At 65.6% G+C, this 25,352-nt stretch carries 19 protein-coding genes; 13 read left to right on the top strand and 6 right to left on the bottom strand.

Translation table 11 applies throughout. The annotated features are described in order from the left end of the window. Positions 1 to 145 precede the first annotated feature (145 nt). The 4 genes from ACYVD7_RS00270 to ACYVD7_RS00255 all read left to right on the top strand — a co-directional run bounded on the left by ACYVD7_RS00270 (position 146) and on the right by ACYVD7_RS00255 (position 6,579). Positions 146 to 2,728, top strand: coding sequence for a bifunctional aspartate kinase/diaminopimelate decarboxylase (locus ACYVD7_RS00270; RefSeq protein WP_460757951.1), 2,583 nt, complete (start codon positions 146 to 148; stop codon positions 2,726 to 2,728). Between the two features lie 105 nt (positions 2,729 to 2,833). Beyond that, positions 2,834 to 4,198, top strand: a complete 1,365-nt coding sequence (murL, locus tag ACYVD7_RS00265; RefSeq protein ID WP_460757949.1) for a UDP-N-acetyl-alpha-D-muramoyl-L-alanyl-L-glutamate epimerase — start codon at positions 2,834 to 2,836, stop codon at positions 4,196 to 4,198. Beyond that, positions 4,179 to 5,612: a UDP-N-acetylmuramoyl-L-alanine--D-glutamate ligase gene (gene murD / locus ACYVD7_RS00260; protein ID WP_460757947.1), complete on the top strand. Its 1,434-nt coding sequence runs from the start codon at positions 4,179 to 4,181 to the stop codon at positions 5,610 to 5,612. The genes murL and murD overlap by 20 nt, the downstream gene beginning before the upstream one ends. A 187-nt stretch (positions 5,613 to 5,799) precedes the next feature. After that, on the top strand, positions 5,800 to 6,579 hold the full coding sequence (locus ACYVD7_RS00255) for a dienelactone hydrolase family protein (protein WP_460758715.1): 780 nt from the start codon (positions 5,800 to 5,802) through the stop codon (positions 6,577 to 6,579). 343 nt (positions 6,580 to 6,922) lie between these two features. Here the strand turns inward: ACYVD7_RS00255 and ACYVD7_RS00250 are convergent, their stop codons facing one another. The 4 genes from ACYVD7_RS00250 to ACYVD7_RS00235 all read right to left on the bottom strand — a co-directional run bounded on the left by ACYVD7_RS00250 (position 6,923) and on the right by ACYVD7_RS00235 (position 10,412). After that, positions 6,923 to 7,933 (bottom strand): polyprenyl synthetase family protein, encoded by a 1,011-nt coding sequence (locus tag ACYVD7_RS00250; RefSeq protein ID WP_460757946.1) that lies wholly within the window; start codon positions 7,931 to 7,933, stop codon positions 6,923 to 6,925. A 108-nt stretch (positions 7,934 to 8,041) separates the two neighbouring features. Then, a complete protein-coding gene (locus tag ACYVD7_RS00245; RefSeq protein WP_460757944.1) occupies positions 8,042 to 8,833 on the bottom strand; it encodes a LytR/AlgR family response regulator transcription factor in 792 nt (263 codons plus the stop codon). Beyond that, positions 8,830 to 9,954 carry a sensor histidine kinase gene (locus ACYVD7_RS00240; RefSeq protein ID WP_460757942.1) on the bottom strand — a complete coding sequence of 375 codons (1,125 nt, stop codon included), beginning with the start codon at positions 9,952 to 9,954 and terminating at the stop codon, positions 8,830 to 8,832. The genes ACYVD7_RS00245 and ACYVD7_RS00240 overlap by 4 nt, the downstream gene beginning before the upstream one ends. Further along, positions 9,951 to 10,412, bottom strand: a complete 462-nt coding sequence (locus tag ACYVD7_RS00235) for a hypothetical protein (RefSeq protein ID WP_460757940.1) — start codon at positions 10,410 to 10,412, stop codon at positions 9,951 to 9,953. Before ACYVD7_RS00235 ends, ACYVD7_RS00240 begins: the two co-directional genes overlap by 4 nt. On the opposite strand from ACYVD7_RS00235, the gene ACYVD7_RS00230 reads away from it, so the two are divergent. The 8 genes from ACYVD7_RS00230 to ACYVD7_RS00195 all read left to right on the top strand — a co-directional run bounded on the left by ACYVD7_RS00230 (position 10,311) and on the right by ACYVD7_RS00195 (position 19,652). Continuing rightward, a complete protein-coding gene (locus tag ACYVD7_RS00230) occupies positions 10,311 to 11,267 on the top strand; it encodes a helix-turn-helix transcriptional regulator (protein ID WP_460757938.1) in 957 nt (318 codons plus the stop codon). The two genes, ACYVD7_RS00235 and ACYVD7_RS00230, sit on opposite strands and share 102 nt — an antisense overlap. A gap of 201 nt (positions 11,268 to 11,468) precedes the next feature. After that, positions 11,469 to 11,954 (top strand): single-stranded DNA-binding protein, encoded by a 486-nt coding sequence (gene ssb, locus ACYVD7_RS00225; protein ID WP_460757935.1) that lies wholly within the window; start codon positions 11,469 to 11,471, stop codon positions 11,952 to 11,954. 78 nt (positions 11,955 to 12,032) lie between these two features. Then, positions 12,033 to 13,088 carry a dTDP-glucose 4,6-dehydratase gene (gene rfbB, locus ACYVD7_RS00220; RefSeq protein ID WP_460757933.1) on the top strand — a complete coding sequence of 352 codons (1,056 nt, stop codon included), beginning with the start codon at positions 12,033 to 12,035 and terminating at the stop codon, positions 13,086 to 13,088. Between the two features lie 68 nt (positions 13,089 to 13,156). Beyond that, positions 13,157 to 14,044, top strand: coding sequence for a glucose-1-phosphate thymidylyltransferase RfbA (gene rfbA / locus ACYVD7_RS00215; RefSeq protein ID WP_460757931.1), 888 nt, complete (start codon positions 13,157 to 13,159; stop codon positions 14,042 to 14,044). A 10-nt stretch (positions 14,045 to 14,054) separates the two neighbouring features. Further along, entirely contained in the window at positions 14,055 to 14,612 is a 558-nt protein-coding gene (rfbC, locus tag ACYVD7_RS00210; RefSeq protein WP_460757930.1) for a dTDP-4-dehydrorhamnose 3,5-epimerase, read from the top strand. 5 nt (positions 14,613 to 14,617) lie between these two features. Then, on the top strand, positions 14,618 to 15,511 hold the full coding sequence (gene rfbD / locus ACYVD7_RS00205) for a dTDP-4-dehydrorhamnose reductase (protein WP_460757928.1): 894 nt from the start codon (positions 14,618 to 14,620) through the stop codon (positions 15,509 to 15,511). Between the two features lie 60 nt (positions 15,512 to 15,571). Next, complete coding sequence (locus tag ACYVD7_RS00200) at positions 15,572 to 17,569, top strand: alpha/beta hydrolase family protein (protein WP_460757927.1); 1,998 nt, start codon at positions 15,572 to 15,574, stop codon at positions 17,567 to 17,569. A gap of 163 nt (positions 17,570 to 17,732) precedes the next feature. Continuing rightward, a complete protein-coding gene (locus tag ACYVD7_RS00195) occupies positions 17,733 to 19,652 on the top strand; it encodes an alpha/beta hydrolase family protein (protein WP_460758713.1) in 1,920 nt (639 codons plus the stop codon). A gap of 105 nt (positions 19,653 to 19,757) precedes the next feature. Here the strand turns inward: ACYVD7_RS00195 and ACYVD7_RS00190 are convergent, their stop codons facing one another. Next, positions 19,758 to 21,686, bottom strand: a complete 1,929-nt coding sequence (locus tag ACYVD7_RS00190) for a peptide MFS transporter (RefSeq protein ID WP_460758711.1) — start codon at positions 21,684 to 21,686, stop codon at positions 19,758 to 19,760. A 205-nt stretch (positions 21,687 to 21,891) separates the two neighbouring features. Next, on the bottom strand, positions 21,892 to 22,575 hold the full coding sequence (locus tag ACYVD7_RS00185; RefSeq protein WP_460757925.1) for a hypothetical protein: 684 nt from the start codon (positions 22,573 to 22,575) through the stop codon (positions 21,892 to 21,894). Between the two features lie 599 nt (positions 22,576 to 23,174). Between ACYVD7_RS00185 and ACYVD7_RS00180 the strand changes: the two genes are divergently transcribed. Beyond that, positions 23,175 to 25,166, top strand: coding sequence for an OPT family oligopeptide transporter (locus ACYVD7_RS00180; RefSeq protein WP_460757924.1), 1,992 nt, complete (start codon positions 23,175 to 23,177; stop codon positions 25,164 to 25,166). Positions 25,167 to 25,352 lie beyond the last annotated feature (186 nt).

Raw genomic sequence — 25,352 nt, 5'->3', positions numbered from 1 at the left:
GACGGCCCGGCACGGCATACCGCCAGTGCATCCCGGTAGGGCATGCCGGGTAGAATCGCTGCCTCATGCGCATCGGTTATTCGCGAACCGGGCACAGCGCATGTTCCCATTGCCGGTTTCACGGCAAAAACCTGAGAGGGCACGAGTGGTCAGGCAAGCGGCACGTTGGATCGTACTCAAGTTCGGTGGCACTTCGGTGTCGCGCCGGAATCGTTGGGACACCATCGGGCGCCTGGCTTCCAAACGCATGACCGAAGACGGCGTGCGCGTGCTGGTAGTCGTCTCGGCGTTGTCGGGCGTGACCAACGAGCTGCAGGCGATCAGCAATGGCGACGATGTCGCCGGCCGCATCGCGGCGCTGGTCGAGCGGCATCGTGCTTTCTGCGCTGAACTCGATCTCGACGCGGACGCCGTGCTGGGCGAGCGACTGTCGACGCTGCAGGCGCTGGGTACCGATGCCCGTGCCGCCACGCGCGCGCTCGACTGGCAAGCCGAAGTGCTGGCGCAGGGCGAGCTGCTCTCGTCGACGCTCGGCGCAGCGTACCTGCGCACGCAGGGTCACGACTTCGGCTGGTGCGACGCGCGCCAATGGCTCGATGCCGTCTCGCTTCCCAACGCCAGTGCGTGGGCGCAGCGTCTGTCGGTGAACTGCCGGCATGACAGCAACGCGGGGTTCATCGAACGCTTTTCGCAGCAGGCCGCACCGATGCTGCTCACGCAGGGCTTCATCGCGCGTCATGGCGACGGCGGCACGGCGATCCTCGGTCGCGGTGGTTCCGACACGTCCGCCGCGTATTTCGGTGCGTTGCTGAAGGCGCAGCGCGTGGAGATCTGGACCGACGTGCCGGGCATGTTCACCACCAATCCGCGCGACGTCCCCGATGCACGCCTGTTGACGCGACTGGATTACGCCGAAGCGCAGGAAATCGCGACCACCGGCGCCAAGGTACTGCACCCGCGTTCGATCGGCCCGTGCCGTGAGGCGGGCGTGCCGATGATGATCCTCGACACCGAACGCTTCGACCTGCCGGGCACGCGCATCGACGCCAGCGCGGCGACCGTGCCGGGCGTGAAGGCGATCAGCCGCCGCAACGGCATCGTGCTGGTGTCGATGGAAAGCATCGGCATGTGGCAGCAGGTCGGCTTCCTTGCCGACGTGTTCGAACGCTTCAAGCGTCACGGCCTCTCGGTCGACCTGATCGGCTCGTCGGAAACCAACGTCACCGTGTCGCTGGATCCGAGCGAGAACCTGGTGAACTCCAACGTGCTGGAAGCGCTCAGCGCGGATCTCGCCGAGGTCTGCCGGGTGAAAGTGATCGCGCCATGCGCGGCGATCACGCTGGTCGGTCGCGGCATGCGTTCGCTGCTGCACAAGCTGTCGGACGTGTGGGCGACGTTCGGTCGCGAGCGCGTGCACCTGATCTCGCAGTCGTCCAACGACCTCAACCTCACCTTCGTCATCGACGAAGCCGACGCCGACGGCATGCTGCCGCAGCTGCACGCGGAGCTGATCCGCGGTGGCGCGATGCCGGTGCTGGATGCCAGTGTGTTCGGCCCGAGCTGGCGCGAGATCGCGCACGGCAAGGTCGCGCGCACGCCGGCATGGTGGGCGGGCGCGCGCGGCACGCTGCTGCAACACGCGCAGGCGGGCACGCCGCGTTACGTGTACGACCTGGCAACCGTACGCGAACGTGCGCGCGGACTGCTTTCGGTCGACGCGATCGATCGCTGCTTCTATGCGATCAAGGCCAATCCCCAGGCGGACATCCTGCGCACGCTGGTCAGCGAGGGTTTCGGGCTGGAATGCGTGTCGCTGGCCGAACTCGACCACGTCTTCGCCACCGTGCCGAACCTGGCGCCGCAGCGCGTGCTGTTCACGCCCAGCTTCGCGCCGCGCCGCGAGTACGAAGCGGCATTCGCACGCGACGTGACGGTGACGCTGGACAACGTCGAGGCGTTGCAGCGTTGGCCGGAGGTGTTCCGCAATCGCACGCTCTGGCTGCGCCTCGACCTCGGTCACGGCGAAGGCCACCACGAGAAGGTGAAGACGGGCGGCGTGGCGGCGAAGTTCGGCCTGCCGATCGCACGCTTCGACGCCTTCCTCGCCGAAGCGCGCAAGCTCGGCATCCGTATCAGCGGTCTGCACGCGCACCTGGGCAGCGGCATCGATGATCCACGCCACTGGCGCGGCGTGTACGCCGAACTCGCGGGGCTGGCCGACAACGTCGGCACGATCGAGACGATTGATATTGGTGGCGGCCTGCCGATTCCGTACACGCCGGACGCGCAGGATTTCGACCTGGCGGGATGGCGCGACGGCCTCGAAGAGATCAAGGCGGCGTATCCGCGCTACGGACTGGTGATCGAGCCCGGTCGCTATCTGGTCGCGGAAGCGGGCGTGCTGCTGTTGGGCGTCACCCAGGTCGTGGAGAAGGACGGCGTGCGCCGCATCGGTTGCGACGCGGGCATGAACGCGCTGGTGCGTCCGGCGATGTACGAGGCCTACCACGGCATCCACAACCTGAGCCGGCTGGAGGACGCGGAAAATACCGCGTTCGACGTGGTGGGCCCGATCTGTGAGAGCGGCGACGTGCTCGGTCGCAATCGCCTGTTGCCAGTCGCCACTGGCGAAGGCGATGTGCTGCTGATCGCGGACGCCGGTGCCTACGGCATGGCGATGGCCAACACCTACAACCTGCGGGCGCTGCCGGCAGAGGGGATCGTGTAGGGCGGGTTTTCAACCCGCCGACTGGCGGTCAGCAACGGATGACGGGGTAATCCCGCGGCAATTTGGTAATGGCGGGTTGAAACCCGCCCTACGCAAGGTTCAAAGATGAGTAACTGGAAATTCCAACGCGACACGATCCAGACGTTCCGCTTCGTGCGCTGCACGTTCGATGCGGCGACGGGTGTCGCCCAGCTGGTCTATGCATTCGATGACGGCCCGGAGCTGATCGAAACGGTCACCGTGCCGGGTGCGCCATTCCAGTTGAATGCTGCCCGCACCCAGGCCGTCGAACGCGCGTTGCGCCTGCTGCATCTCATTGCCGGCGTGAGCTACTACAAGGCTGCGGTGCCGGAGGAAATCCGCATCGACTCCTACGCGATCGATGCCGACACCGCCGCACTGCTGGAGCTGATCTACGTCAACGGCCTGGGCGAGTTCGCGTATCGCAACGGCCTGAACCTGCACGGCAGGATCCGTTTCCCGGTCGACGCGCGCGAATCCGCGGACGCGGCGCCGGCGCTTGGCCTGCGCGAACAGGCGCTGGTCGCGATCGGCGGCGGCAAGGACTCGCTGGTCAGCATCGAGGCGTTGCGCGCGCTCGGCGTGGGGCAGACCGTAACCTGGGTCGGCGGCTCGCAACTGATCGCCGCGTGCGCTGCGCGCACCGGCCTGCCGACGCTCAACCTCGGTCGTGCACTGGCCCCGCAGCTGTTCGAGTTCAACCGCGAAGGTGCCTGGAATGGCCACATTCCGGTGACCGTTCTGAATTCGGCGATCATGGCCTTGGCCGCGTTGCTGCACGATGCCAACCAGGTCGTGTTCTCCAACGAACGCTCGGCCAGTTACGGCAGCCTCATCGAAGGCACCGGCGAGGTGAACCATCAATGGTCCAAGGGCTGGGCCTGCGAGAAGGCGTTCGGCGATCATCTCCAGCGTCATGTCGCCGCCGACCTGTACTACTACTCGCTGCTGCGTCCGCTCAGCGAACTCGCCGTCGCGCGGCAGTTCGCGAAATCCGATCGCTACGACGCGCATTTCAGCAGCTGCAATCGCAATTTCCACATCCTCGGCGAGCGCCCGGCCAATCGCTGGTGCGGCGTGTGCCCGAAGTGTCATTTCGTGTTCCTGGCGCTGGCGCCGTTCATGCCCAAGCCGCGATTGGTCGGCATCTTCGGGCGCAACCTGCTCGACGATCCCGCGCAAACCGCGGGCTACGACGCGCTGCTCGAATTCCAGGACCACAAGCCGTTCGAATGCGTCGGCGAAGGCCGCGAGTCGCGCGCCGCGATGGCCGCGCTGGGTGCGCGTCCGGAGTGGCGCGAGGATGCGCTGGTCGAGCGCTTTGCGCGCGAGATCCGGCCGCAGCTCGACGATACCGAATTGCACGTGGAGCCCCTGCTGGTGATCGACGAGGAACACCGCATCCCCGCCGCGCTGTGGGAACGCCTGCGTGCGCACCTCGCCGCTTAGCATCCGGCAGCTTGAAGGCCGCAAAGTCGCGTTGTGGGGTTGGGGTCGCGAGGGGCGCGCCGCCTATCGAGCGATACGCGCGCGGCTTCCGCAGCTGGCACTGACGCTTTTCTGTGCTGCCGATGAAGTGGCTGACGCGCGGGCCTTGAACGACCCGCTGCTGTCGGTCGAAACCGAAGCGGACGCGGGCCGACTGGCAGCGTTCGACATCGTGATCAAGTCGCCCGGCATCAGCCCGTACAAGCCCGAAGCGATTGCGGCGGCCGGGCAGGGCACGCGCTTCATCGGCGGTACGGCGTTGTGGTTCGGCGAGCATGCCAACGAGGCGGGCTTCGTCGACAACGCGGTATGCGTCACGGGCACCAAGGGCAAGAGCACCACGACGTCGCTGCTCGCGCACCTGCTACGGGCCGGCGGTCACGTGACCGCGCTGGCGGGCAATATCGGGTTGCCGATGCTGGAGTTGTCTGACCTGCATCGGGCGCCGCTCGATCTGCAGCCCGAGTATTGGGCGATCGAGCTGTCGAGCTACCAGACCGGCGACGTTGCAGCCAGCGGAGCGCGTCCGCATGTCGCGGTTGCGCTGAACATTTTTCCTGAACACCTCGACTGGCACGGTTCGCACGAGCGCTACATCGCCGACAAACTGCGCCTGCTGACCGAAGCGAAGCCGCGCATCGCCGTGCTCAACGCCAACGATCCGATCCTGTCGGCGTTGCAGCTTCCCGACAGCGCCGTCCGCTGGTTCGGTGGCGCCGATGGCTGGCATCTTCGTGGCGACGCGCTATACCGCGCGGACACTTTCGTGATGGACACGACGACCCTGCCGCTGCCGGGCCGCCATAACCGCGGCAACCTGTGCGCCGTGCTCACCGCGATCGAGGCATTGGGGTTGGACGCGGTCACGCTGGCCCCGCATGCCGCGAGCTTCCGGCCGTTGCCCAACCGACTGCAGACCATCGGTACGCGCGACGGCATCACCTACGTCAACGACTCGATCAGCACCACTCCGCATGCCAGCCTGGCGGCGCTGGATGTTTTTCGCGGCAGGCGCGTCGCACTTCTTGTGGGTGGGCACGACCGCGGGTTGCCGTGGGAGGAATTCGCCGACGCGATGCGTACCGGCGCGCCGCTCGCGATCATCACCATGGGCCAGAACGGCCCGCGCATCTTCGACCTGCTGGCGCCAGTCGCGGCGCGGGGCGGGTTCGTGCTGGCTTCCGCGGCCGACCTGATGGATGCGATGCGGCAGGCGAGCGACGTGCTTGCAGGCGACGGCGTCGTCCTGCTGTCGCCGGGGGCACCCAGTTTCGGCCCGTACCGCGACTACGTTGCGCGGGGGCGGCATTTCGCCGAACTGGCGGGGTTCGATCCGGACAGCATCAGCGCGATTCCGGGACTGGGCATCGCCTGATCGCAGCCGAACGCGAACGTCATCGACAGCGATGACGTTCCGCCAAGCGAAGCAGGTTGCCGGGCACGCGCAGGCCGCAGGATTCACGCCAGGGCAACCTGCGTTGACTACCCTTTCGCCAGATTCCGGAGAAATCGCCATGCGCCGACTCGTTGCCGCACTCCATATCCCAGGGTTCCACGTCGCGATGTTCCAGTTCGCCGTGTTGTCTCTCGCGTTCTTCGCAGCTCCGGCGACCGCCGCGATGCGGGCAACGCCGGTGGAGTGGAAGATCGGCGACCAGGCATTCGCGGGTTATGTCGTCTATGACGATGCCGCCAAGGCCAAGCTCCCCGGCCTGGTCATGGTCCCCAACTGGATGGGCGTCAACGCGGGCGCCGTCGAAAAGGCCAAGCGGATCGCTGCCGGCAAATACGTGATCCTGCTGGCCGACGTGTACGGCAAGGGCGTCAATCCCAAGGACCACGACGAGGCGAAGAAGGCATTGCAGTCTGCCTACGCCGCACCCGAAGGGCTGGCTGCGCGCGTGGCCAAGGCGGTGGACGTCCTGAAGCAGCAGCGGCAGGCGCCGCTGGATGTTGGCCATATCGGCGCGATCGGTTTCTGTTTCGGCGGCGGGGCGGTGCTCGACCTCGCACGCACCGGCGCGGACGTGAGCGGCGTGGTGAGTTTCCACGGCAACCTCAAGCCCTCGGCGCAGGCGAAGCCCGGTGGCATGAAGGCCGGTGTGCTGGTGCTCAACGGCGCCGATGACGCCAACGTGCCCGAGACAATGCGCAGTGCCTTCGTGCAGGAAATGAACGCGGCGAAAGCGGACTGGCAGTTCGTCGATTTCAGCCGCACGGTCCACTGCTACACCGAGCCTGAAGAGAACGGCTCGGGCAACTGTCGCTACAACGCGACCTCGGCGAAGCGCGCGTTCCGGATGATGGATGATTTCTTCGCCGAGCGGTTCACAGCGAAATAAGCCCCGCTTTGTAGAGCCGAGCTTGCTCGGCTGCTCTTCTATTTCAGGGCTTGAATCGGCAACAGCAAAGGCAGCGGAGCAGAGCTCCGCTCTACGAGGCAGTCTGGGCACGGCCGAACTTGCTTCGGCACGCTCGTTGCGGTCCAGGCGCCGAGCGAACCCGGCGCTACGGTTCGTCAGTAGTCGCGGCTCACCGCGTAACACGCCAATCCACGCAGCGCTGCGGTGCAGGCGTTGCCGCCGAGCGAGAGTAGGGCGGGTCTCGACCCGCCGTCCCGCAATGATGACAACCTCTACGACCGCTTCCGCGCAACGGGAGAGCGGCAACGACGGAGATTTCGAATCAGTGGTCGCGGCTGACCGCGTAACGCGCCAGGCCGCGCAGGGAAGCGGTGTAGGCGTTCTCGTCCAGCCCCGCAAGCGAACGCTCGGCGGCATCGGCGTACTCCACGGCGCGATTGCGGCTGTAGTCGAGTCCGCCAGTGGCATGGATCGCCGCCTGCACGTCCGGCAACGCATCCGCGTCGCCGTGTTCCACCGCATGGCGCAGGCGATCGCGCGTGGCGGCGTCGCTGTGCAGCATCGCGTGGATCAGCGGCAAGGTCGCCTTGCCTTCGGCGAGGTCGTCGCCGAGGTTCTTGCCCAGCGTTTCCGCGTCGGAGGCGTAGTCGAGCACGTCGTCGGCGATCTGGAAGGCGTAGCCGAGGTTCATGCCGTAGTCGTGCAGCGCGTCGCAGGTAGCGGCGTCGGCGCCGGACAGCAATGCGCCCAGGCGCGTGGCGGCAGCGAACAGCACCGCGGTCTTGCGTTCGATCACGCGCAGGTACGCCGCCTCGTCCGTGTCCGGGTTGCGCACGTGCAGCAGCTGCAGCACTTCGCCTTCGGCGATGCGGTTGGTGGTGTCGGCGAGGATGCGCATGACTTCCACCCGGTCCAGCTCGACCATCAGCTGGAAACTGCGCGAGTACAGGAAGTCGCCGACCAGCACGCTGGCGGCATTGCCCCACACTGCGTTGGCGGTCTTGCGTCCGCGGCGCAGGTCGGATTCGTCGACGACATCGTCGTGCAACAGCGTGGCCGTGTGGATGAACTCGATCACGGCGGCCAGCTGGTGCGCGTCGGGTCCGCGATGTCCCAGCGCGCCGGCGGCCAGCAACAGCAGCATCGGCCGCAGGCGCTTGCCACCCGCCCCGACGATGTACTCGGCCACCTGGTTGATCAGCACCACGTCGGAAGCGAGGCGACGACGGATCAGCGCGTCGACCGCGGCCATGTCATCGCGGGCGAGGGCCTGGATGCTGGCCAGGTCGGGGATGGGCTGGGTCACGGGGGAGTGCAGGGCTTCGGCAGACATAGCCTGTGATTATACGGGTGGGCTCCTGCGGCGATGCCATGCAGGACCGCGCGCGGCGGCGCCTATGACGGCATCGGGTGCCGCTTCGGGCGTCGAGTGGGCGGAATGTCAGCGCCAGCGCCGCGCATTCACCAGTTTGAGCACGGCGTCGACGTAGTTCGGGCCGATCGCATAGTCGCCGCCGGATTCCAGGGTCAGCGTCATCGCCTTCGGGCCGCGCCGCCGGAGGGTATTGACCTGGCGCAGGTTGACGATGGTCGAACGATGGATCCGCACGTGGGTCGTCGGATCCAGACGCGACGCCAGCGAGGTGATCGTGTCCTTCATCAGGTGTGCCTTGCCGGCGACGTGCAGCAGCACGTAGTCGCCTTCGGCGGTGATCGCGTCGATGCTGTCCGCGGCGATCCGCACGATGCCTTCGCGCGTGCGCACCCAGAACTCGCGCTCGAAGCCCGCAGCGGATTCCGGGTTGCCGCTGTCGCGCAGGCTGGCGATGAGCTGCTGCAGTTCGGCGAAACGTACTTCGGCAGCGCGGGCTTCCATGCGCGCGCGGGCCATGCGGACGGCTTCGCGGAAACGTTCGAACGACACCGGTTTCAGCAGGTAGTCCACCGCGTGGACTTCGAACGCGCGCACGGCGTGTTCCTGGTAGGCGGTGACGAAGATGATTTCCGGGAGGTGCTCACCCGGCTTGAGTTCGGCGATCGCCGCGAACCCGTCCTTCACCGGCATCTGGATGTCCAGCACGGCGATGTCGGGCTTCAGCTCGCGGATGAGTGCCAGCGCCTCCTTGCCGTTGCGGGCCTTCGCCACCAGCTGCGCGTCGGGAATGCCGGCGACGGCAAGCTCCAGGCGGTCAAGTGCGATGGGCTCGTCGTCGGCCAGCAGGATGCGAATCACGCCGTGCGCTCCGCCGTCGGGTACTTCTGGAAGGGCACGCGGATCGCGCTCTGCCAGCCGGTGTCCAGGGGCCCGCTGCGCAGCGATGCGTCTTCGCCATACAGCGTGTCCAGGCGCTGGCGCACGTTCGACAGGCCGATGCCCATGCCGACCTGGCCTTCGTGCACGGTGCCGCCGTCGTCCTCGACCTGCAGTACCAGGACGTCGACGGCGCGCCTGGCGCTGATCGCGATCACGACCGGTCGTTCGGACGCGCCCAGTCCGTACTTGAGCGCGTTTTCCACCAGCGGCAGCAGGATCAGGCTGGGTACCAGCGCGGTCTCGCACTCGTCGGGAATGTTCCAGGTGACGGTGAGGCGGTCGGAGAAGCGCGCCGATTCGATTTCAAGGTATTGCCGCAACATGCCGGTCTCGTCGGCAAGCGTCGTCAGTTGCGACGGTGTGGTGGCCAGCGTGTAGCGCAGGAAGCGCGACAGGCTGAGGACCATTTTTTCCGATTCGCCATTGCGACCCAGGACGATCAGACCGGCCAGCGTATTGAGCGTGTTGAACAGGAAGTGAGGGTTGATCTGCAGGCGCAGCGCCAGCAGTTGCGCCTGCTGCGCGGCGCTGTTGGCGTCGGCCAGTTGCTGTTCGCGACGACGCACTTCCACCATGCCCGCGGCTGCGGCGTACAACGCCGCCCAGGCGAAGAAATTCCACTGGTAGGCCTTGTAGGTTTCGCCCAGTTCCTCGCGGTGCATCCAGCGTTCCGGATACATGCGGTAGTAGGGGCTGAGGTGATAGAAGATGTGTTCGCCGATGTAGGTCAGCGCGATAGTCGCCGGCAGCGTCAGCAGCACCGACATCAGCAACAGGCGCCAGGGTTGGCCGCCATAGCGGCGGCGCAGCAGCAGGTGGATGCCCAGGCTCAGCAGGATGCCCAGCGTGGTCGCCACCGCGCGCGCGCTGAGCGTGCCCAGGTCGGCCTCGTAGTGCATCGAGTAGAACGAGACCGTGGTGCGCATCAGGAAGTGCATCGCCCACACGCCAACGGTGAGGACGAGGACGCTGCGGTCGAAGGAATCCATCCTGCGCAGGCCGGGGATGGTGTCCATGAAACCGCTGGGTGGTGAAGTCATTGCCTTGCCTGGAGCTGCGCGGACCGCGACGACGGTCGAGGCGGTGTGAATACCGTTGTCTCACACGCGATGCAAGCACCGGCGAGGCCGGGACGCGACGCGCGGACCGCCGGCGGCTGGCTGTCCGCCGCCGATGGGGCGCGGGGGCGGGGCGGGTATCGGCGCATCGATTGCGCGATGCAGCGGTTCCGGGGCATTTGATCGACGTAAAAGGTTGTTTCGTCGATTTTCATCGCGCCGGCCGCGAGCGATGGATGGCTGGGCGAATTCCCGCTGCATGACGGCCGGGGCAGGAATACAACGAAGGTCGCCAGATCCGTACACGCGGATCGCCAGCGAACATCAGGACGCGTGCCATGCCCGACACCTTCGTCACCGCCCATCAGATCACGGCTCATCAGGTCGGCGCCCATCAGGTCGGCGCCCATCAGGTCAGCGCCCATCAGGTCAGCGCCCATCAGATCACCACCCGTGAAATCCGCATGCCGGCCGCTGCCAGCGCGGGTCCGTCGTTCCGGTTTGCCGCAGTAGCGCGCTCGGGCACCGCGCGCGCACCGGCACCGATGTTTTCCTTCTGGCTGCAGTTGCGTGGCACTGCCCAGGTGACGGCGGTGGAGGGCAGCTTCGCGCTGGGTGCGGGCGAGTGGATCGCGTTCGAGCGCGGCTCCGCCCCGGAAATCCAGGCCAGCCGGCATGGGCTGGCTATCGGCCTGGTGCTGCCGCCGGAATTGCTGGGTAGTGGCCTGGGTGCCGCCGACCGTGGCCTGCTTCCCGGCCGTGGGACCCTGTCCATCGCAGACCGTCGGCTGGTCCTGCGGCTGTGGCGTCAGGGCATGGCCCTTGGAACCGATACCGATCCGGCCACCCTGGCGCGGGTACTGCGTCCGCTGCTGCAGCAACTGCAGGCGGCGCAGGATGGCTTCGCCCCGATGGTCGAACGCTGCCCGGGCCGCTCGTTCCACCGCAAGGCGCGGATCTTCGCCCGCATCCAGAAGGCGCGGATGTTCCTGGAGGGCAATCCGCAGCGGATGCTGCGGATCGAGGACCTGATGGAACTCACCCGCTTTTCCAGCTGGTGGCTGTCCAAGACCTTCCATGCGGTCTACCAGGAGACGCTGCAGCACGCCTCCATGCGCCTGCGCATGCAGCGCGCCCGCGACCTGCTGCAGAACAGCCAGCTTTCGATCGGCGAACTGGCCGAAGCCTGTGGCTTCCACGATCCGTGCAGCTTCGCCCGCCAGTTCAAGGCCTGGCACGGGCAGACGGCCTCGGCCTGGCGTGCCGGCCTGTCGCGGGTGGCAGCGGTCGGCTGACCCCCGATTGCGGGGGCATCGGTGCCGGAGGGCTGGTTCGCCGCCTCTGTCGGGTACTGATTACCAGGGGATCGGCGGCGTCCCGACCCGTTTCGGATTATCCCGACACGGCGGGGCGGCCCCGCCTGACTGTCGCGGGCCTGCGGGTATACTCCAATGTCAGTCGCCAACTCCCCGGCGACAGCACAGGACTCGCAATTCATGGCACGTGGCATCAACAAGGTCATCCTGGTAGGCAACCTCGGCAACGATCCCGAAACCAAGTACACCCAAGGTGGCATGGCCGTCACTACGATCAGCCTGGCCACCACCAGCGTGCGCAAGGACAAGGAAGGCAACCAGATCGAAAAGGCCCAGTGGCACCGGGTGAAGTTCTTCGGGAAGCTCGGCGAGATCGCCGGCGAGTACCTGAAGAAGGGCTCCCAGTGCTACATCGAAGGCTCCATCAACTACGACAAGTTCACCGGCCAGGATGGCGTGGAGAAGTACGTCACCGAGATCATCGCCGACGAGATGCAGATGCTCGGCGGCCGCTCGGGCGGTGAAGGCGGCGCGCCGCGTCGCGAGTTCAGCGGCGGCGAGCGCCAGTCGCGTCCGGCCGCATCGGCCGCACCGCGTCGCGAGGCCCCGGCCGCCAAGTCCAACGACTTCGGCTCCGACTTTGCCGACGACGACATTCCGTTCTGATCCCCGTACACCTTTTGCAATCGGGCGCCGCTGGAAGCGACGCCCGGACTTTCCTGTCCAGCGTTTAGGAGCTTTAGCGTGTCAACCTGGCTTGTGACCGGCGGCGCCGGCTTTATCGGCGGCAATTTCGTCCTTGAAGCCGTGCGCAGCGGCGTACGTGTGATCAATCTCGATGTCCTGACCTACGCTGGCAACCGCGACACGCTGTCCTCCCTCGATGGCAATCCGGACCACGTCTTCGTGCAGGGTGACATCGGCGATGCCGCCCTGATCGAGGGGCTGCTGCGCGAACACCGCCCCGACGCGGTGATCAACTTCGCCGCCGAAAGCCACGTCGACCGCTCCATCGACGGCCCGGCTGCATTCGTGCAGACCAACGTGGTTGGTACGCTGACCCTGCTGGAAAAGACCCGCGACTACTGGAAGGCGCTCGACGCCCCCGCGCGCGATGCTTTCCGTTTCCTCCATGTGTCCACCGACGAGGTCTACGGCACGCTGGGCGACACCGGCAAGTTCACCGAAGAGACCCCGTACGCGCCGAATTCGCCGTACTCCGCGTCCAAGGCCGCGTCCGACCATCTGGTCCGCGCGTTCCACCATACTTACGGGTTGCCGGTCCTCACGACCAACTGCTCCAACAACTACGGCCCGTATCAGTTCCCGGAAAAGCTCATTCCGCTGGTCATCGCCAAGGCGCTGGCGGGCGAGCCGCTGCCGGTCTACGGCGACGGCCTGAACGTGCGCGACTGGCTGTACGTCGGCGACCACTGCGCCGCGATCCGCCGCGTGCTGGAAGCCGGTCGCATCGGCGAGACCTACAACGTCGGCGGCGACGCCGAACGCCAGAACATCGTCGTGGTGAAGACCATCTGCGCGCTGCTCGACCAGCGCCAGCCGCTGGCCGACGGTCGCGCGCGGGAATCGCTGATCACCTATGTCAAGGATCGCCCCGGCCACGACCGCCGCTATGCGATCGACGCGTCCAAGCTGCAGGGCGAGCTCGGCTGGGCGCCGACCGTCACCTTCGAGCAGGGCATGGCCCGCACCGTCGACTGGTACCTGGGTAACCAGCCGTGGGTGCAGCGCGTGCTGGACGGCAGCTACCGCCTGGAGCGGATCGGCGCCGCGGCCTGAAGTGCCGCGTCTGTGGTTTTTCGGACATCGACGCGGTTCCCCATCTGAACGTGTGAAATGTGGATTTCATGACCCAGCGTAAAGGCATCATCCTCGCCGGCGGTTCCGGCACGCGCCTGTATCCGATCACCCAGGCCATCAGCAAGCAGCTGTTGCCGGTATTCGACAAGCCGATGATCTATTACCCGCTCAGCGTGCTGATGCTGGCGGGCATCCGTGAAGTCCTCATCATCAACACCCCGCACGAGCAGGCGCTGTTCAAGAACCTGCTGGGCGATGGCTCGCAGTGGGGCATGAAGATCGAATACGCCGTGCAGCCCAGTCCGGACGGGCTGGCGCAGGCGTATCTGATCGGTCGCGAATTCGTCGCGGGCCAGCCCAGCTGCCTGGTGCTCGGCGACAACATCTTCTACGGCCACGGACTGACCGAACTGCTGCAGCGTGCCGCCGGCCGCGACGACGGTGCGACGGTATTCGGCTACTGGGTGAAGGATCCGGAGCGCTACGGCGTCGCCGAGTTCGATGCGACCGGCAAGGTCGTCGGACTGGAAGAAAAGCCGGCGCAACCCAAATCCAGCTATGCGGTCACCGGCCTGTATTTCTACGACGGCCGCGCCAGCGACTACGCCGCCGCGCTCAAGCCTTCTTCGCGCGGCGAGCTGGAGATCACCGATCTCAACCGCTGCTATCTGGACGACGGTTCGCTGCAGCTGGAGAAGATGGGCCGTGGTTTCGCGTGGCTGGATACCGGCACGCACGAATCGCTGGTGGAGGCGTCGACCTACATCGAGACGATCGAGAAGCGCCAGGGCTTGCGCGTGTGCTGCCCCGAAGAGATCGCCTACTTCAATAACTGGATCGATGCCACGCAGTTGCGCGACCTCGCCAGGCCGCTCGCCAAGAACGGTTACGGCCAGTACCTGTTGAGCTTGCTCGAACATGGACGCGTGGGTTGAAGGCATCGCCATGAAGATCATCGAAACTGACCTGCCTGGTTGTGTCGTGATCGAGCCGCAGGTGTTCGGCGACTCGCGCGGGTTCTTCTACGAATCGTTCAACATCGACAAGATGGCGGCGCATGGCCTGAAGCCGGCGTTCGCGCAGGGCAATGTGTCGTCTTCCGGCAAGGGCGTGCTGCGCGGACTGCACTACCAGTGGCCCAATCCGCAGGGCAAGTACATCTCGGTGATCGAGGGCGAAGTCTGGGATGTCGCAGTCGACATCCGACGCGGCTCACCGACGTTCGGGAAGTGGACCGCCGTGGTGCTCAGTGCGGAGAACAAGCGCCACTTCTGGATCCCGGAAGGCTTTGCGCATGGTTTCGTTACTCTCAGCGAACGCGCGATCTTCACCTACCTGTGCACCGCCACCTACGATGCGAAGGCCGATGCCGGCATCCGCTGGGATGATCCCTCGCTGGCCATCGACTGGCCGGTGGGTGCGCCACAGTTGTCGGAAAAGGACACGCGTGCCCCGATGCTCGCGGACGTCGCCGAAGGCCGGTTGCCCATCTACCAGGGTTGAGCGCCATGAAGATCCTGCTGCTGGGAGGCAACGGCCAGGTGGGTCACGAGCTGCAGCGCAGCCTGGCTTCGCTGGGCGAGGTCGTTGTGACGACGCGCGATGGCCGTCTGGCCAGCGGTGCCGCCTGCGAGGCGCTCGACCTGTACGCGCCGGAAACCTTTGCCGCGCTGATGGATCGCACCGCTCCTGACGTCGTGGTGAACGCCACAGCGCACACCGCCGTGGACCGCGCGGAAGACGAGCCGGACCTCGCGTTCAAGGCCAACGCACACGCCCCTGCCGAGCTCGCCCGCCTGTGCGCACAACGCCACGCCACGCTGGTGCACTACTCGACGGATTACGTTTTCGACGGCAGTGGCACACGGCCGTATCGCGAAGACGAGCCGACCGCCCCGCTCGGCGTGTACGGTGCCAGCAAGCTCGCGGGTGAACAGGGCATCCAGGCGAGCGGCGCGAAGCACCTGATCCTGCGCACGGCTTGGGTGTACGCGACCCGCGGCAGCAATTTCCTGCGCACGATGCTGCGCGTCGGCGCGGAACGCGAAGAGCTGCGCGTGGTGGCCGACCAGCGTGGCAGCCCCACGCCTGCGTGGCTGATCTCCGATGTCACCGCACACGTCCTGAAGCAGGGAATTGTCGAATCCGGCATCCGGCATCTCGTGGCGAGCGGAGAGACCAGCTGGCACGGATTTGCCGAAGCGATCTTCGATGAAGCCGTGCAGCGCGGGCTCATGACCCGTCGTCCGCGCGTGGTGCCGATCACGACGGCTGACTATCCCACGCGTGCGCGGCGACCCGCGTACTCGGTGTTGGATTCCACGCAGCTGAGCGCTGAGTACGGGTTGTCGCTGCCTGGCTGGCGCGCAGCCTTGACCGCTACGCTGGATCGCGACGCCTGAGTGCTGGCCGCGGGTCGGCAGCGCAACTTTCACACTTGCTTGTTTGGGGGGAATGGGTACATGGATCGTGACAGCACGATTGTTCGAATCTGCGCACTGGCGTTGATCGTTGCCATGGGTTGCGCACATGCAGCCGAGGGCGCCAAAGGCGTGGATATCGATGCGTTCCTCAAGGAGGACCAGGTTGAACGCGTCCGGATATCGCCGACGGGTGAGTACCTGGCCGCTACGATGGAGCTGGATGACGCGACGGCGTTGATCATCCGTCGGCGCAGCGATTGGAAGGTGACGGCCTCGGTTGAGTTCGGCAAGGACCAGCACATCAACCGCGTGGATTGGGTCAATCCCGGGCGCTTGGTGATGAGCATGGCCTACAGGCAGGGACGACTGGAGCAGCCAATCCCCACGGGCGAGCTGTATGCCATCGACGCGGATGGCGGCAAGGTCGAGAACCTGATCGGCCAACGCGTGGCAGCGCGTGGCGGCGATACGCGCATCCAGTACAAGAAAGTGGAGAGGGTCGCCGCCCTCATGATCGATCCGCTTGCGGCCGACGATCGCTTCATCCTGGTGCAGACGTTCGATTTCAGCGATGACCCGCTGCCGAGTATCGAAAAACTCAACGTTTACACCGGCCAGCGCGCCATGCTGGGTAAGTCGCCGGTGCGCAATGCCGACTTCATCACCGATGCGCAGGGCGTGGTCCGTTTCGCCCAGGGTTACGGTGAGGACCTCGTAAACAAGCTGTTCTATCGGGACAACCAGGATGCCCCTTGGAAGCTCATCAACGACGAGGCCGTGAGCGGTCATGCCGAACATGCACTGGGGCTTTCCGCTGACGGCCGGATCGCATACCTGCAGGTCGAACACGACAAGGGTCCCGACGCAATCGTGGCCTTCGATGTCGCTACCGGCGAACGCAAGGAAATCCTGCGTGATGCGGTATCCGATCCGGTCGAAATCTTCTACCGCAACGGCGGCGTGGAGCCCATCGGCGCCAAGTTCATGAATGGCAAGCCCCGCCTGGCCTTCTTTGACGACTCGCTGCCCGAGTCCCGCCTGTACAAGAGCCTGGGTGCCGCGTTTGCCGGGAACATCCCGGAAATCTCATCGAGCACGGCCGACGGGAAGTTGGCGCTGGTGCGTGCGTCCAGCGATCGCAATCCCGGCGATTACTACGTCTTTGATCGCGAGGCGAAGAAAGCGGACCTGCTGATGAGCAGCCGGACCTGGCTCGCGCCTGACAGTCTCGCGCCCATGCAGCCGATCTCATTGACCGCGCGGGACGGACTGCAGCTGAGCGGCTACCTGACTGTGCCGGTTGGTTCGTCGGGGAAGGGGCTGCCGATGGTTGTGCTGCCGCATGGCGGTCCGTTCGGTGCACGCGACTACTGGGAATTCAACCAGGAGACACAGTTGCTGGCCGCCGCGGGCTATGCCGTGCTGCAGGTCAACTTCCGTGGATCCAGCGGCTATGGCCATGCGTTCTCGCAGGCCGGCGCCAGGCAGTGGGGCGGCGCGATGCAGGACGACCTGACCGATGCAACGCGGTGGGCAACCCAGCAGGGCGTCGCCGATCCGAGGCGCATCTGCATCTATGGCGCCAGCTACGGTGGCTATGCCGCCCTGATGGGAGTGGCGAAGGAGCCGGACCTGTACCGGTGTGCCGTGGGATACGTCGGCATCTACGACCTGCCGTTGCGCTACACCAAGGGCCTTACGCAGGAGTGGGGCTCGGGCAAGACGTTCCTGAAGGATTGGATCGGAGAAGAGGATGCGATTGCAGCCGTCTCTCCCAACCGCATCGCGGATCGGATCAAGGTTCCGGTGTTCCTTGCCGCCGGCGGCGAGGACGAACGCGCCCCGCTCCAGCACAGCAAGTTGATGGAGGCCGCCTTGAACAAGGCGGGCGTTCCGGTGGAAACGCTGTACTACCCCACCGAAGGTCACGGCTTCTACACGCCGGAACACCAGCGCGAGTACTACACGCGCCTGCTGGCGTTCCTGTCGCGACACCTGGGTGGGGAGACGGCGACTGCAGGTGCCGGCGGAAAGTGATGCAATACGTACCAACCCTTCGATGCATGGTGGTATCGCATCGCAGGTTCACCACGGACTTCGCGACCGCGCGGGTCCGGCGCAACTTGCTCGTCAGGGAGAACACATGATCAAGGCACTGGGGTATGGCGCAATTGGCTTGCTGTTGGCCGCTTCGCCGGCAATGGCGGAGCCGGCGGCGACGGTGGACGTCGCCGCGTACATCCACAAGGACATCTTCAACAGCATCAAGATCTCGCCCACCGGCGAGTACTACGCCGCCACGGTGCCGCAGGAAGACCGTACGTCACTGGTCATCCTTCGGCGCAGCGACAATTCAGTGACCGCGAAAGTCGGTTACGGCAAGAACACCCACGTCATCGGGTTCTGGTGGGTCAATCCGACCCGCGTGCTGGTGAGCATCGCCGAGCAGCTCGGCTCGCTGGATCAGCCGCAGAGCATGGGCGAGCTCTACGCCATCAATGCCGACGGCACCCACGCCGACACCCTCGTAGGCGTGCGCGCCGATTCGAGGCAGACACGAAAGAACCAGATGGTCGCGGCCGAACTGGTGGATACGTTGCCGGACGACGACCAGCACGTGGTGATCTCGGCGCACTCGTTTTCCGACCCGAATCCCATTGCCGAGCTGATGGACGTCTACTCCGGTCGCCGCACTACGCTCGTGCGTTCACCCGCGCCGCATGGTTCGTTCGTTACGGACGATAGCGGGGTCGTGCGCTTCGCCTCCGGTTCGGGGGCCGACAACAACCAGCATGTCTATTACCGCGCTGGCGCGGACGCTCCGTGGCAACAGATCAACGACCAGAGCACGTCCGGTCACGAGGAAAGGCCTATCGGCTTTTCCGCGGACGGAAAGACGGCGTTCCTGCAGGTAGAGCAGCAAAAGGGGCCCGATGCCATCGTGGCGTTCGACCCGGACACCGGCACGCGCAAGGAAGTGCTGCGCGATGACGACACCGATCCGTACGCGCTGATCCGTCGTCCTGGTTCCAGCGTTCCCGTCGGCGCATTGTTCATGGACGGAACGACGCGTACCGCCTTCTTCGACAACGATGGGCGCGAAGCGAAATTCCAGCGCAGCCTGGAAGCGGCCTTCCCCAACAGTCATGTCGTGATCACGTCGCAGACGACAGACGGCAAGCTGTTGCTGCTGCAGGTGTCGAGCGATCGTGCCCCCGGCACGTTCTATGTCTTCGACACGCAGTCCAACAAGGCCGAGTTCGTATCGAGCCGCGGCAGTTGGTTCGACCCGAAGAAGCTGGCGACGCGACGCCCGGTCAGCGTCACCACGCGCGACGGCTTGACCATTCACGGTTACCTGACCGTGCCGAGCGGTTCCGAAGGCAAGAACCTGCCGATGGTCGTCAACCCGCACGGCGGCCCCTTCGGCATCCAGGATATCTGGGCCTTCGACATCGAATCGCAGATGCTGGCCGATGCCGGTTACGCGGTACTGCAGGTGAACTTCCGCGGTTCAGGCGGTTACGGCCGCGCGTTCCAACACGCTGGCGCGCTCCAATGGGGCAAGACCATGCAGGATGACCTGACCGATGCGACCCGTTGGGCGATCCAGCAGGGCATCGCCGATGCCTCGCGTATCTGTATCTATGGCGCCAGCTATGGCGGCTATGCGTCGCTGATGGGCGTGGCCAAGGAGCCCGATCTGTACAAGTGCGCAGTCGGCTATGTCGGCGTGTATGACTTGCCGATGATGTACGAAAAGGGCGACGTGCAGAGTCGCAGGTCCGGGGAGACCTTCCTCAAGGAGTGGCTGGGCGATGCCAAGGACGTGGCCGATGCTTCTCCCAATCGATTGGCTGGACGCATCAAGGCCCCCGTGTTCTTGGCGGCCGGCGGCGACGACCAGCGCGCCCCGATCAAGCATTCAAAACTGATGGAAACCGCGCTGAAGGAGGCCGGTGGCTCGGTGGAGACACTGTATTTCCCAAACGAGGGCCACGGCTTCTATACGCCGGAACACCAGCGCGAGTACTACACGCACCTGCTGGCATTCCTGTCGAAGTACCTGGGCGGTGCGATGGCGAAGGCCGCGGACGGCGGCGCCAACGCGGCGAAATAAGTCGATTGCGAAGGGAGGCGGTTGCCGCCTCCCTTCGTTGCAGCGCAGACGATGATCGCTCCGCACTCGCTGCACTGGAGGCCAGGTGGCACCAGTGCAGTGCGGCTACTTCACCCCGTGCATCATCCGCCGCAGCAGCGGCACCGCGAGCAGCGCGATCACTGCGCAGCCGATACCAATCCACATCAGCAGTGTGAAAAGGTCGGCGTATTTCGCCGCGGCCTCGACGACGTTCAGGGTTTCACCTTCCGGTACCTCGATCGCGGCGAGCTTGCCGAACAGCGCCGCCAGCGTCTCGGAGAACGCAGTGGCGAGGAACCACGTGCCCATCATCAGGCTCACCACGCGCGGCACCGACAGCTGCGTCACCGCCGACAGGCCGACGGGATACAGGCACATCTCGCCCAGTTCCAGCACGGCGAAGGCGGCGACCAGCCACCACACACTGGCCATGGTGCCGGTGGCGCCGACGTGCTGCGCGGCCCACATCAGCGGCAGGAAGCTCAGGCCCGCCAGCAACAGGCCCAGTGCGGACTTGGTCGGCTTCGACGGGTCCAGGCCACGCTTGTCGAGCCACGTCCACACCACGGCGAAGAGTGGCGCGAACAGTACGATGAACAGCGAGCCCAGGTAATTCAGCGAGCCCGCGTTCTGCGGTAGCACCAGCGCATCGCGCATCAGGCCCACCATCATCGCGATCACCGACACCCAGAACAGCAGCTTCGGTGCCGAGGAGGCGGGGTTCCGATCCGACATCGTGGACGCCACCATGAATGCGATCGGTGCAAGCAGCAGCGCGGCGATCGACCACGGCCACGGCGTGCCGTCGCGCACGACCAGCGATGGCACCAGGTCCTTGGTCAGCAGGCGGTCGGTGAAGGTCACCCATGAGCCGTAGGTCTGTTCGTACAGGGTGTAGAACACCAGCGCGGCGAAGATCAGCACCATCATCGCGCCCATGCGCTGGGCTTCGACCTTCGTGCAGCCGCGGGTGACGAAGCCCACGTACCAGAAGCCAACCAACAGGAACACGGCCGACATCAGCACCAGTGCGATGGTGGCTTCCTCCACGAAGAACTGCAGCACGCCCGATTGCCTGGACAGCCAGATCACCGCGACACCGCCCAGCGCGAAGGCGAGCAGCGACGGCGCGTACGCAACGAGCGGGCGCGGTTGCGCATCATCGCGACGCAGTCCGTGCCACATCGTCCACACGATGCCGGCCAGCGCCATCACCACGATGTAGTAGGTCCACTCGATGGTGTTCGCGTCGAGCTTGATCTGTGTCACTGCCCGCATCAGCCACGCCACCGGGAACAGCCCGGCGACGCCCAACGCATAGATCGACCACTCGCGACCGCGCGCCAGCGGCTTGGGCGGGTCGCCAATGTCGCGCAGGTATTTGCGGCCCCACAGGAATTGCGCCAGCCCCAGCAGCATGCCGATGCCGGCCGCGCCGAAGCCGTACTTCCAGCCGTAAGCCTTGCCGAGGTAGCCGCAGACGATGGAGGCGAACAGGCCACCCAGGTTGATGCCGGCGACGAACAGCGAGAAGCCCGAGTCGCGACGCGGATCGCCTTCGGCGTACAGGCGTCCGACAATCGTCGAGACGTTCGGCTTGAGGAAGCCCACGCCCATGATGATCAATGCCAGCGACAGGTAGAACGCGCGCAGCGCACCTTCGTCGCGCGTCACCACACCATTCACGATCGTGGCCGCGTGGCCTTCGATGGCCATGCCCGCGTGGCCCGCGACCAATAGCAGGCCGCCGAACACCACCGCCTTGCGCATGCCCAGGTAGCGGTCGGCCAGCAGGCCGCCGATCACCGGCACGCAGTAGACCAGTCCGCCGTAGGCGCCCAGGACGTCCAGGCCCATGCGGTCGCCGAACTTGTGGTGTTCCAGCAGGTACAGCAGCAGCAGCGCCTTCATTCCGTAGAAGGAGAAGCGCTCCCACATCTCGGTGAAGAAGCAGACGTAGACGCCCTTGGGATGGCCGAGGAAGTCGTCGTTCGTCACCGGATGCGCGGCCACCCGGCCGGAGATCGGGTCCTGCGTTGTCACGGCCATCCGGCGCTCCTGATACCAGCGCGCCGACGTGGCGCTTGAGTGCGGGCGAGTATAGCGGCGGGAACTGCTGGGGCAGCGGCCTGCTCCACGCCGGCACATGGCGCGCCAGGGATAGGCGGTTGAAGCCCCGCAAAAACAAATGGCCCGCCAATCGGCGGGCCATTCGCTGCTAGTGCCTGGGAACGGGTTTTACGATGAAGCCGGCGGATTCGGGTCGAGTCGTGAACAGTATCCGGTGCTCTGACGTTCCACCGGGAAGATCGACATCGAACATGGAGAGTGCGCCTATGGGCAAGGTGGCCGCCGACTGGATGTTGTCGTACCAGTCGTTGAACCAGGTGCCAGGTTCCCTGTCCGTGATCGACGCAACGCATACGTTCACGCCACAGGCAAGGCGATCCAGCTGCGCCTGTTTCCTGAACGATGCCAGGGTGTTCTCGATCTGTGCGCGGTACTTGTCACCGATGGTGTTGCGTTGTCCGCTGTTCTGCGCGTCCAGTTGGTCCACTACCTGGTCGAAATCCTTTGCTTCCAGCAGCTGGATGGCACGGTCATTGACCAGCCCATCAGTCAACAGGCTTGCTTCGAACGGGGAGCCGAAGAGCCGCGCCTTGGCATCGCCGGCGCCGCCGGCGGTCGAAGCGGGCGATCGAACGACTGGCGCGACGCTGGCGTTCGGGGTGTCGGATCCGTCGGGAGCCTGCATGTCCAGAGCCGTCGTGTCGCGTTCGGCTGCCAGCGATTGTGTTTGCGCGGGCTCGGATTCGCTCCTGGATGTGAGAGGTAGCAGCTTCCACGCGGCAAGGCCCAACAGGGCCGTAAGAGCTAGAAGGATAGTGTTCTTGGCGTTCATCTCGTCACTCCCGTGCCGGCTGGCGCCGGATCCAGCCGCCTGCCGAATCCATCACCATCGCGCCACCGTTGGGATACGTGGTGACGGTGCAGGAATGTTGGCACTCCCAAGTAGTGCCATTGACTACAACAGTGCCTGCGGCGGCAGTAAAACCAATCCCTAGCAAAAACCAAAGGGCTTTCGATGTGTGCTTTGCGTCCATTGCATGTGCCCCGTTGAGTTACTGACGACCGATCAGATGCCTGTGGATCCAGCCGCCCAGAGAGTCTGAAATAGAAGTTCGTCCCGAGGAAGTTGTGGTAACCACGCACGTGTTTTCACAGTGATATTCCGTGCCATTCACGTTCACTGTGTCTTCGGCGTTTGCCGGCAAAGAAGTGGCCATCAATATTGCCAGGGCCATTTGCATGATGAAAACGCATCTCCATGAGCATGTGTCTCGTTTGACGCCGCGTCCTGCGGCGGCAGGATGGTAAACGTTCGACTCCGGCTGGCGAAATCTGGTCCTGTTTGGCGCTTGGGCCAGCAGCAAGGGCTTACAACCACCCGGCCCGCGGGTCGTCTGCGATACTGCGGCGTCCTTCGAGGGAACCCCGCCCATGTCCACCCCGATCCCCAACCCTGCCGAGCCGCGAACCGAACTGACCATTCGCGGTCTCGTCCTCGGCATCGTCATCACCGTCGCGTTCACCGCGGCCAACGTGTTCTTCGGCCTCAAGGCCGGCCTGACCTTCGCCACCTCGATCCCGGCGGCGGTCATCTCGATGGCGCTGATGCGCAACTTCCGCGATTCGACGATCCAGGAGAACAACATCGTGCAGACCGTCGCTTCGGCGGCGGGCACGTTGTCCTCGATCATCTTCGTGCTGCCGGGCCTGATCATCATCGGCTGGTGGACCGGGTTCCCGTACTGGGTGTCGTTCGCGATCTGCGCGCTGGGCGGCATCCTCGGCGTGATGTATTCCATCCCGCTGCGCCGCGCGCTGGTGACCAACTCCGAGCTGCCATACCCCGAAGGCGTGGCCTGCGCCGAAGTGCTGAAGGTTGGCAGCCCCGGTGCGGAAGGCACCGTGCACGGCGCCGAAGAAAGCCGCGCCGGTCTGCTCGCGGTGATCTGGGGTGCGGTCGTCGCGGCAGCTTTTTCGATAGTGGTGGCGACGCGCGTGTTCGCCAGCGACGTGAAGGCGTATTTCAAGGTGGGCGATGGTGTCAGCGGCTTCGACTTCGCGCTGTCGATGGCGCTGTTCGCGGTCGGTCACCTCGTCGGCCTGTGGGTTGGCATCGCGATGTTGCTCGGCGCGGTGATCGGCTGGGCCTGGGGCGTACCGCATTTCTCGGCGCTCGCGCACGCGGCGACGGGCAGTGCAGAGGACATCGCGGGTGCCATCTGGAGCACGAAGGTGCGCTTCGTCGGCGCCGGCACGATTGGCGTGGCCGCGATCTGGACGCTGGGCAAGCTGGTCAAGCCGGTGGTGACCGGCCTGACTTCCGCGATGGCGGCGGCCAAGGTCCGCGCGGCGGGCAATCTCGCCTCGCTGCCGCGCACCGAACACGACATCCCGATCGGCGTGGTCGGCATGGTGATGGTGGCGTGCTTCGTGCCGCTCGCATTCCTGCTGGTGCAGTTCGCCACGCAGACCGGCCTGGGCGCGCACACCGCGTCGCTGGTCATCGGCGGCCTGATCTACATCGTGGTCATGGGCTTCCTGGTGTCGACCGTGTGCGGTTACATGGCCGGCCTGATCGGCTCGTCCAACAGCCCGCTGTCGGGCATCGGCATCCTGGTGGTGATCGGTGCGGCGCTGCTGCTGGTGTTCGGCATCAAGCCGCTGATGGCGCCGGGCAACGAGAAGGGCCTGGTCGCGTTCGCGCTGCTGGTGACCGCGGTGGTGTTCACCGTTGCGGCGATCGCCAACAACAACCTGCAGGACCTCAAGACGGGCCAGTTGGTCGATGCCACGCCGTCCAAGCAGCAGTGGGCGCTGGTCGTCGGCGTGATCGCCGGCGCGGCCGTCATCCCGCTGATCCTCGACCTGGTGAACAAGGCGTACGGCTTCGCCGGTGCACCGGGCGTCGACCCGAAGGTGGCGCTCGCCGCGCCGCAGGCGGGCCTGATCTCCGCGCTCGCGCAGGGCGTCATCCAGAACAACATCGACTGGAGCCTGATCCAGATCGGGGCCGGCATCGGCGTCGTGCTGATCGTCATTGACGAAGTACTGCGCCGCACCACCAAGTCGGCACACCTGTCGCCGCTCGCGGTGGGGCTGGGCATCTACCTGCCCACCTCGGCGACGCTGATGGTGGTGGTGGGCGCGATCGTCGGCGCGATCTACGACAAGCGCGCGGAACGTGCGAAGAATCCCGAGTCGACCAAGCAGCTCGGCGTGCTGCTGGCTTCCGGCATGATCGTGGGCGAGGGCCTGGTCGGCGTGGTGATCGCCGGCATCGTCGCCTTCAACCTGTTCCCGCTGGCGCTGGTCGGCGACGAATTTGCCGACATGGCCTTCTGGATCGGTGGCGCCGCGTTCGTGGCGGTGGTGCTGGGCATGTACCTGTGGGTGGAGAGACTGGGTCGCCGCAGCCTGGCCTGAGCCGCCGGCTGCTGGACCGGGGCCGGTTCACGGCGGGCCCCGGTTCAAGGCGGTCTGATTCAACCGGACCCGGCCCGAGGCTGGCCGCATCTGGCGGGTGGTCCGGACCGTGACCGCCGGCCTTTGCGACACGGGGGTGGGGCCGCCTAACATCGGCCCCTTCGTTTTTCCGCTCCCGGAGTTCCG

Source organism: Lysobacter fragariae, assembly GCF_054779775.1.
The sequence above is the reverse complement of the archived record's forward strand: the minus strand, read 5'-3'. Positions and strand labels throughout refer to the sequence as shown.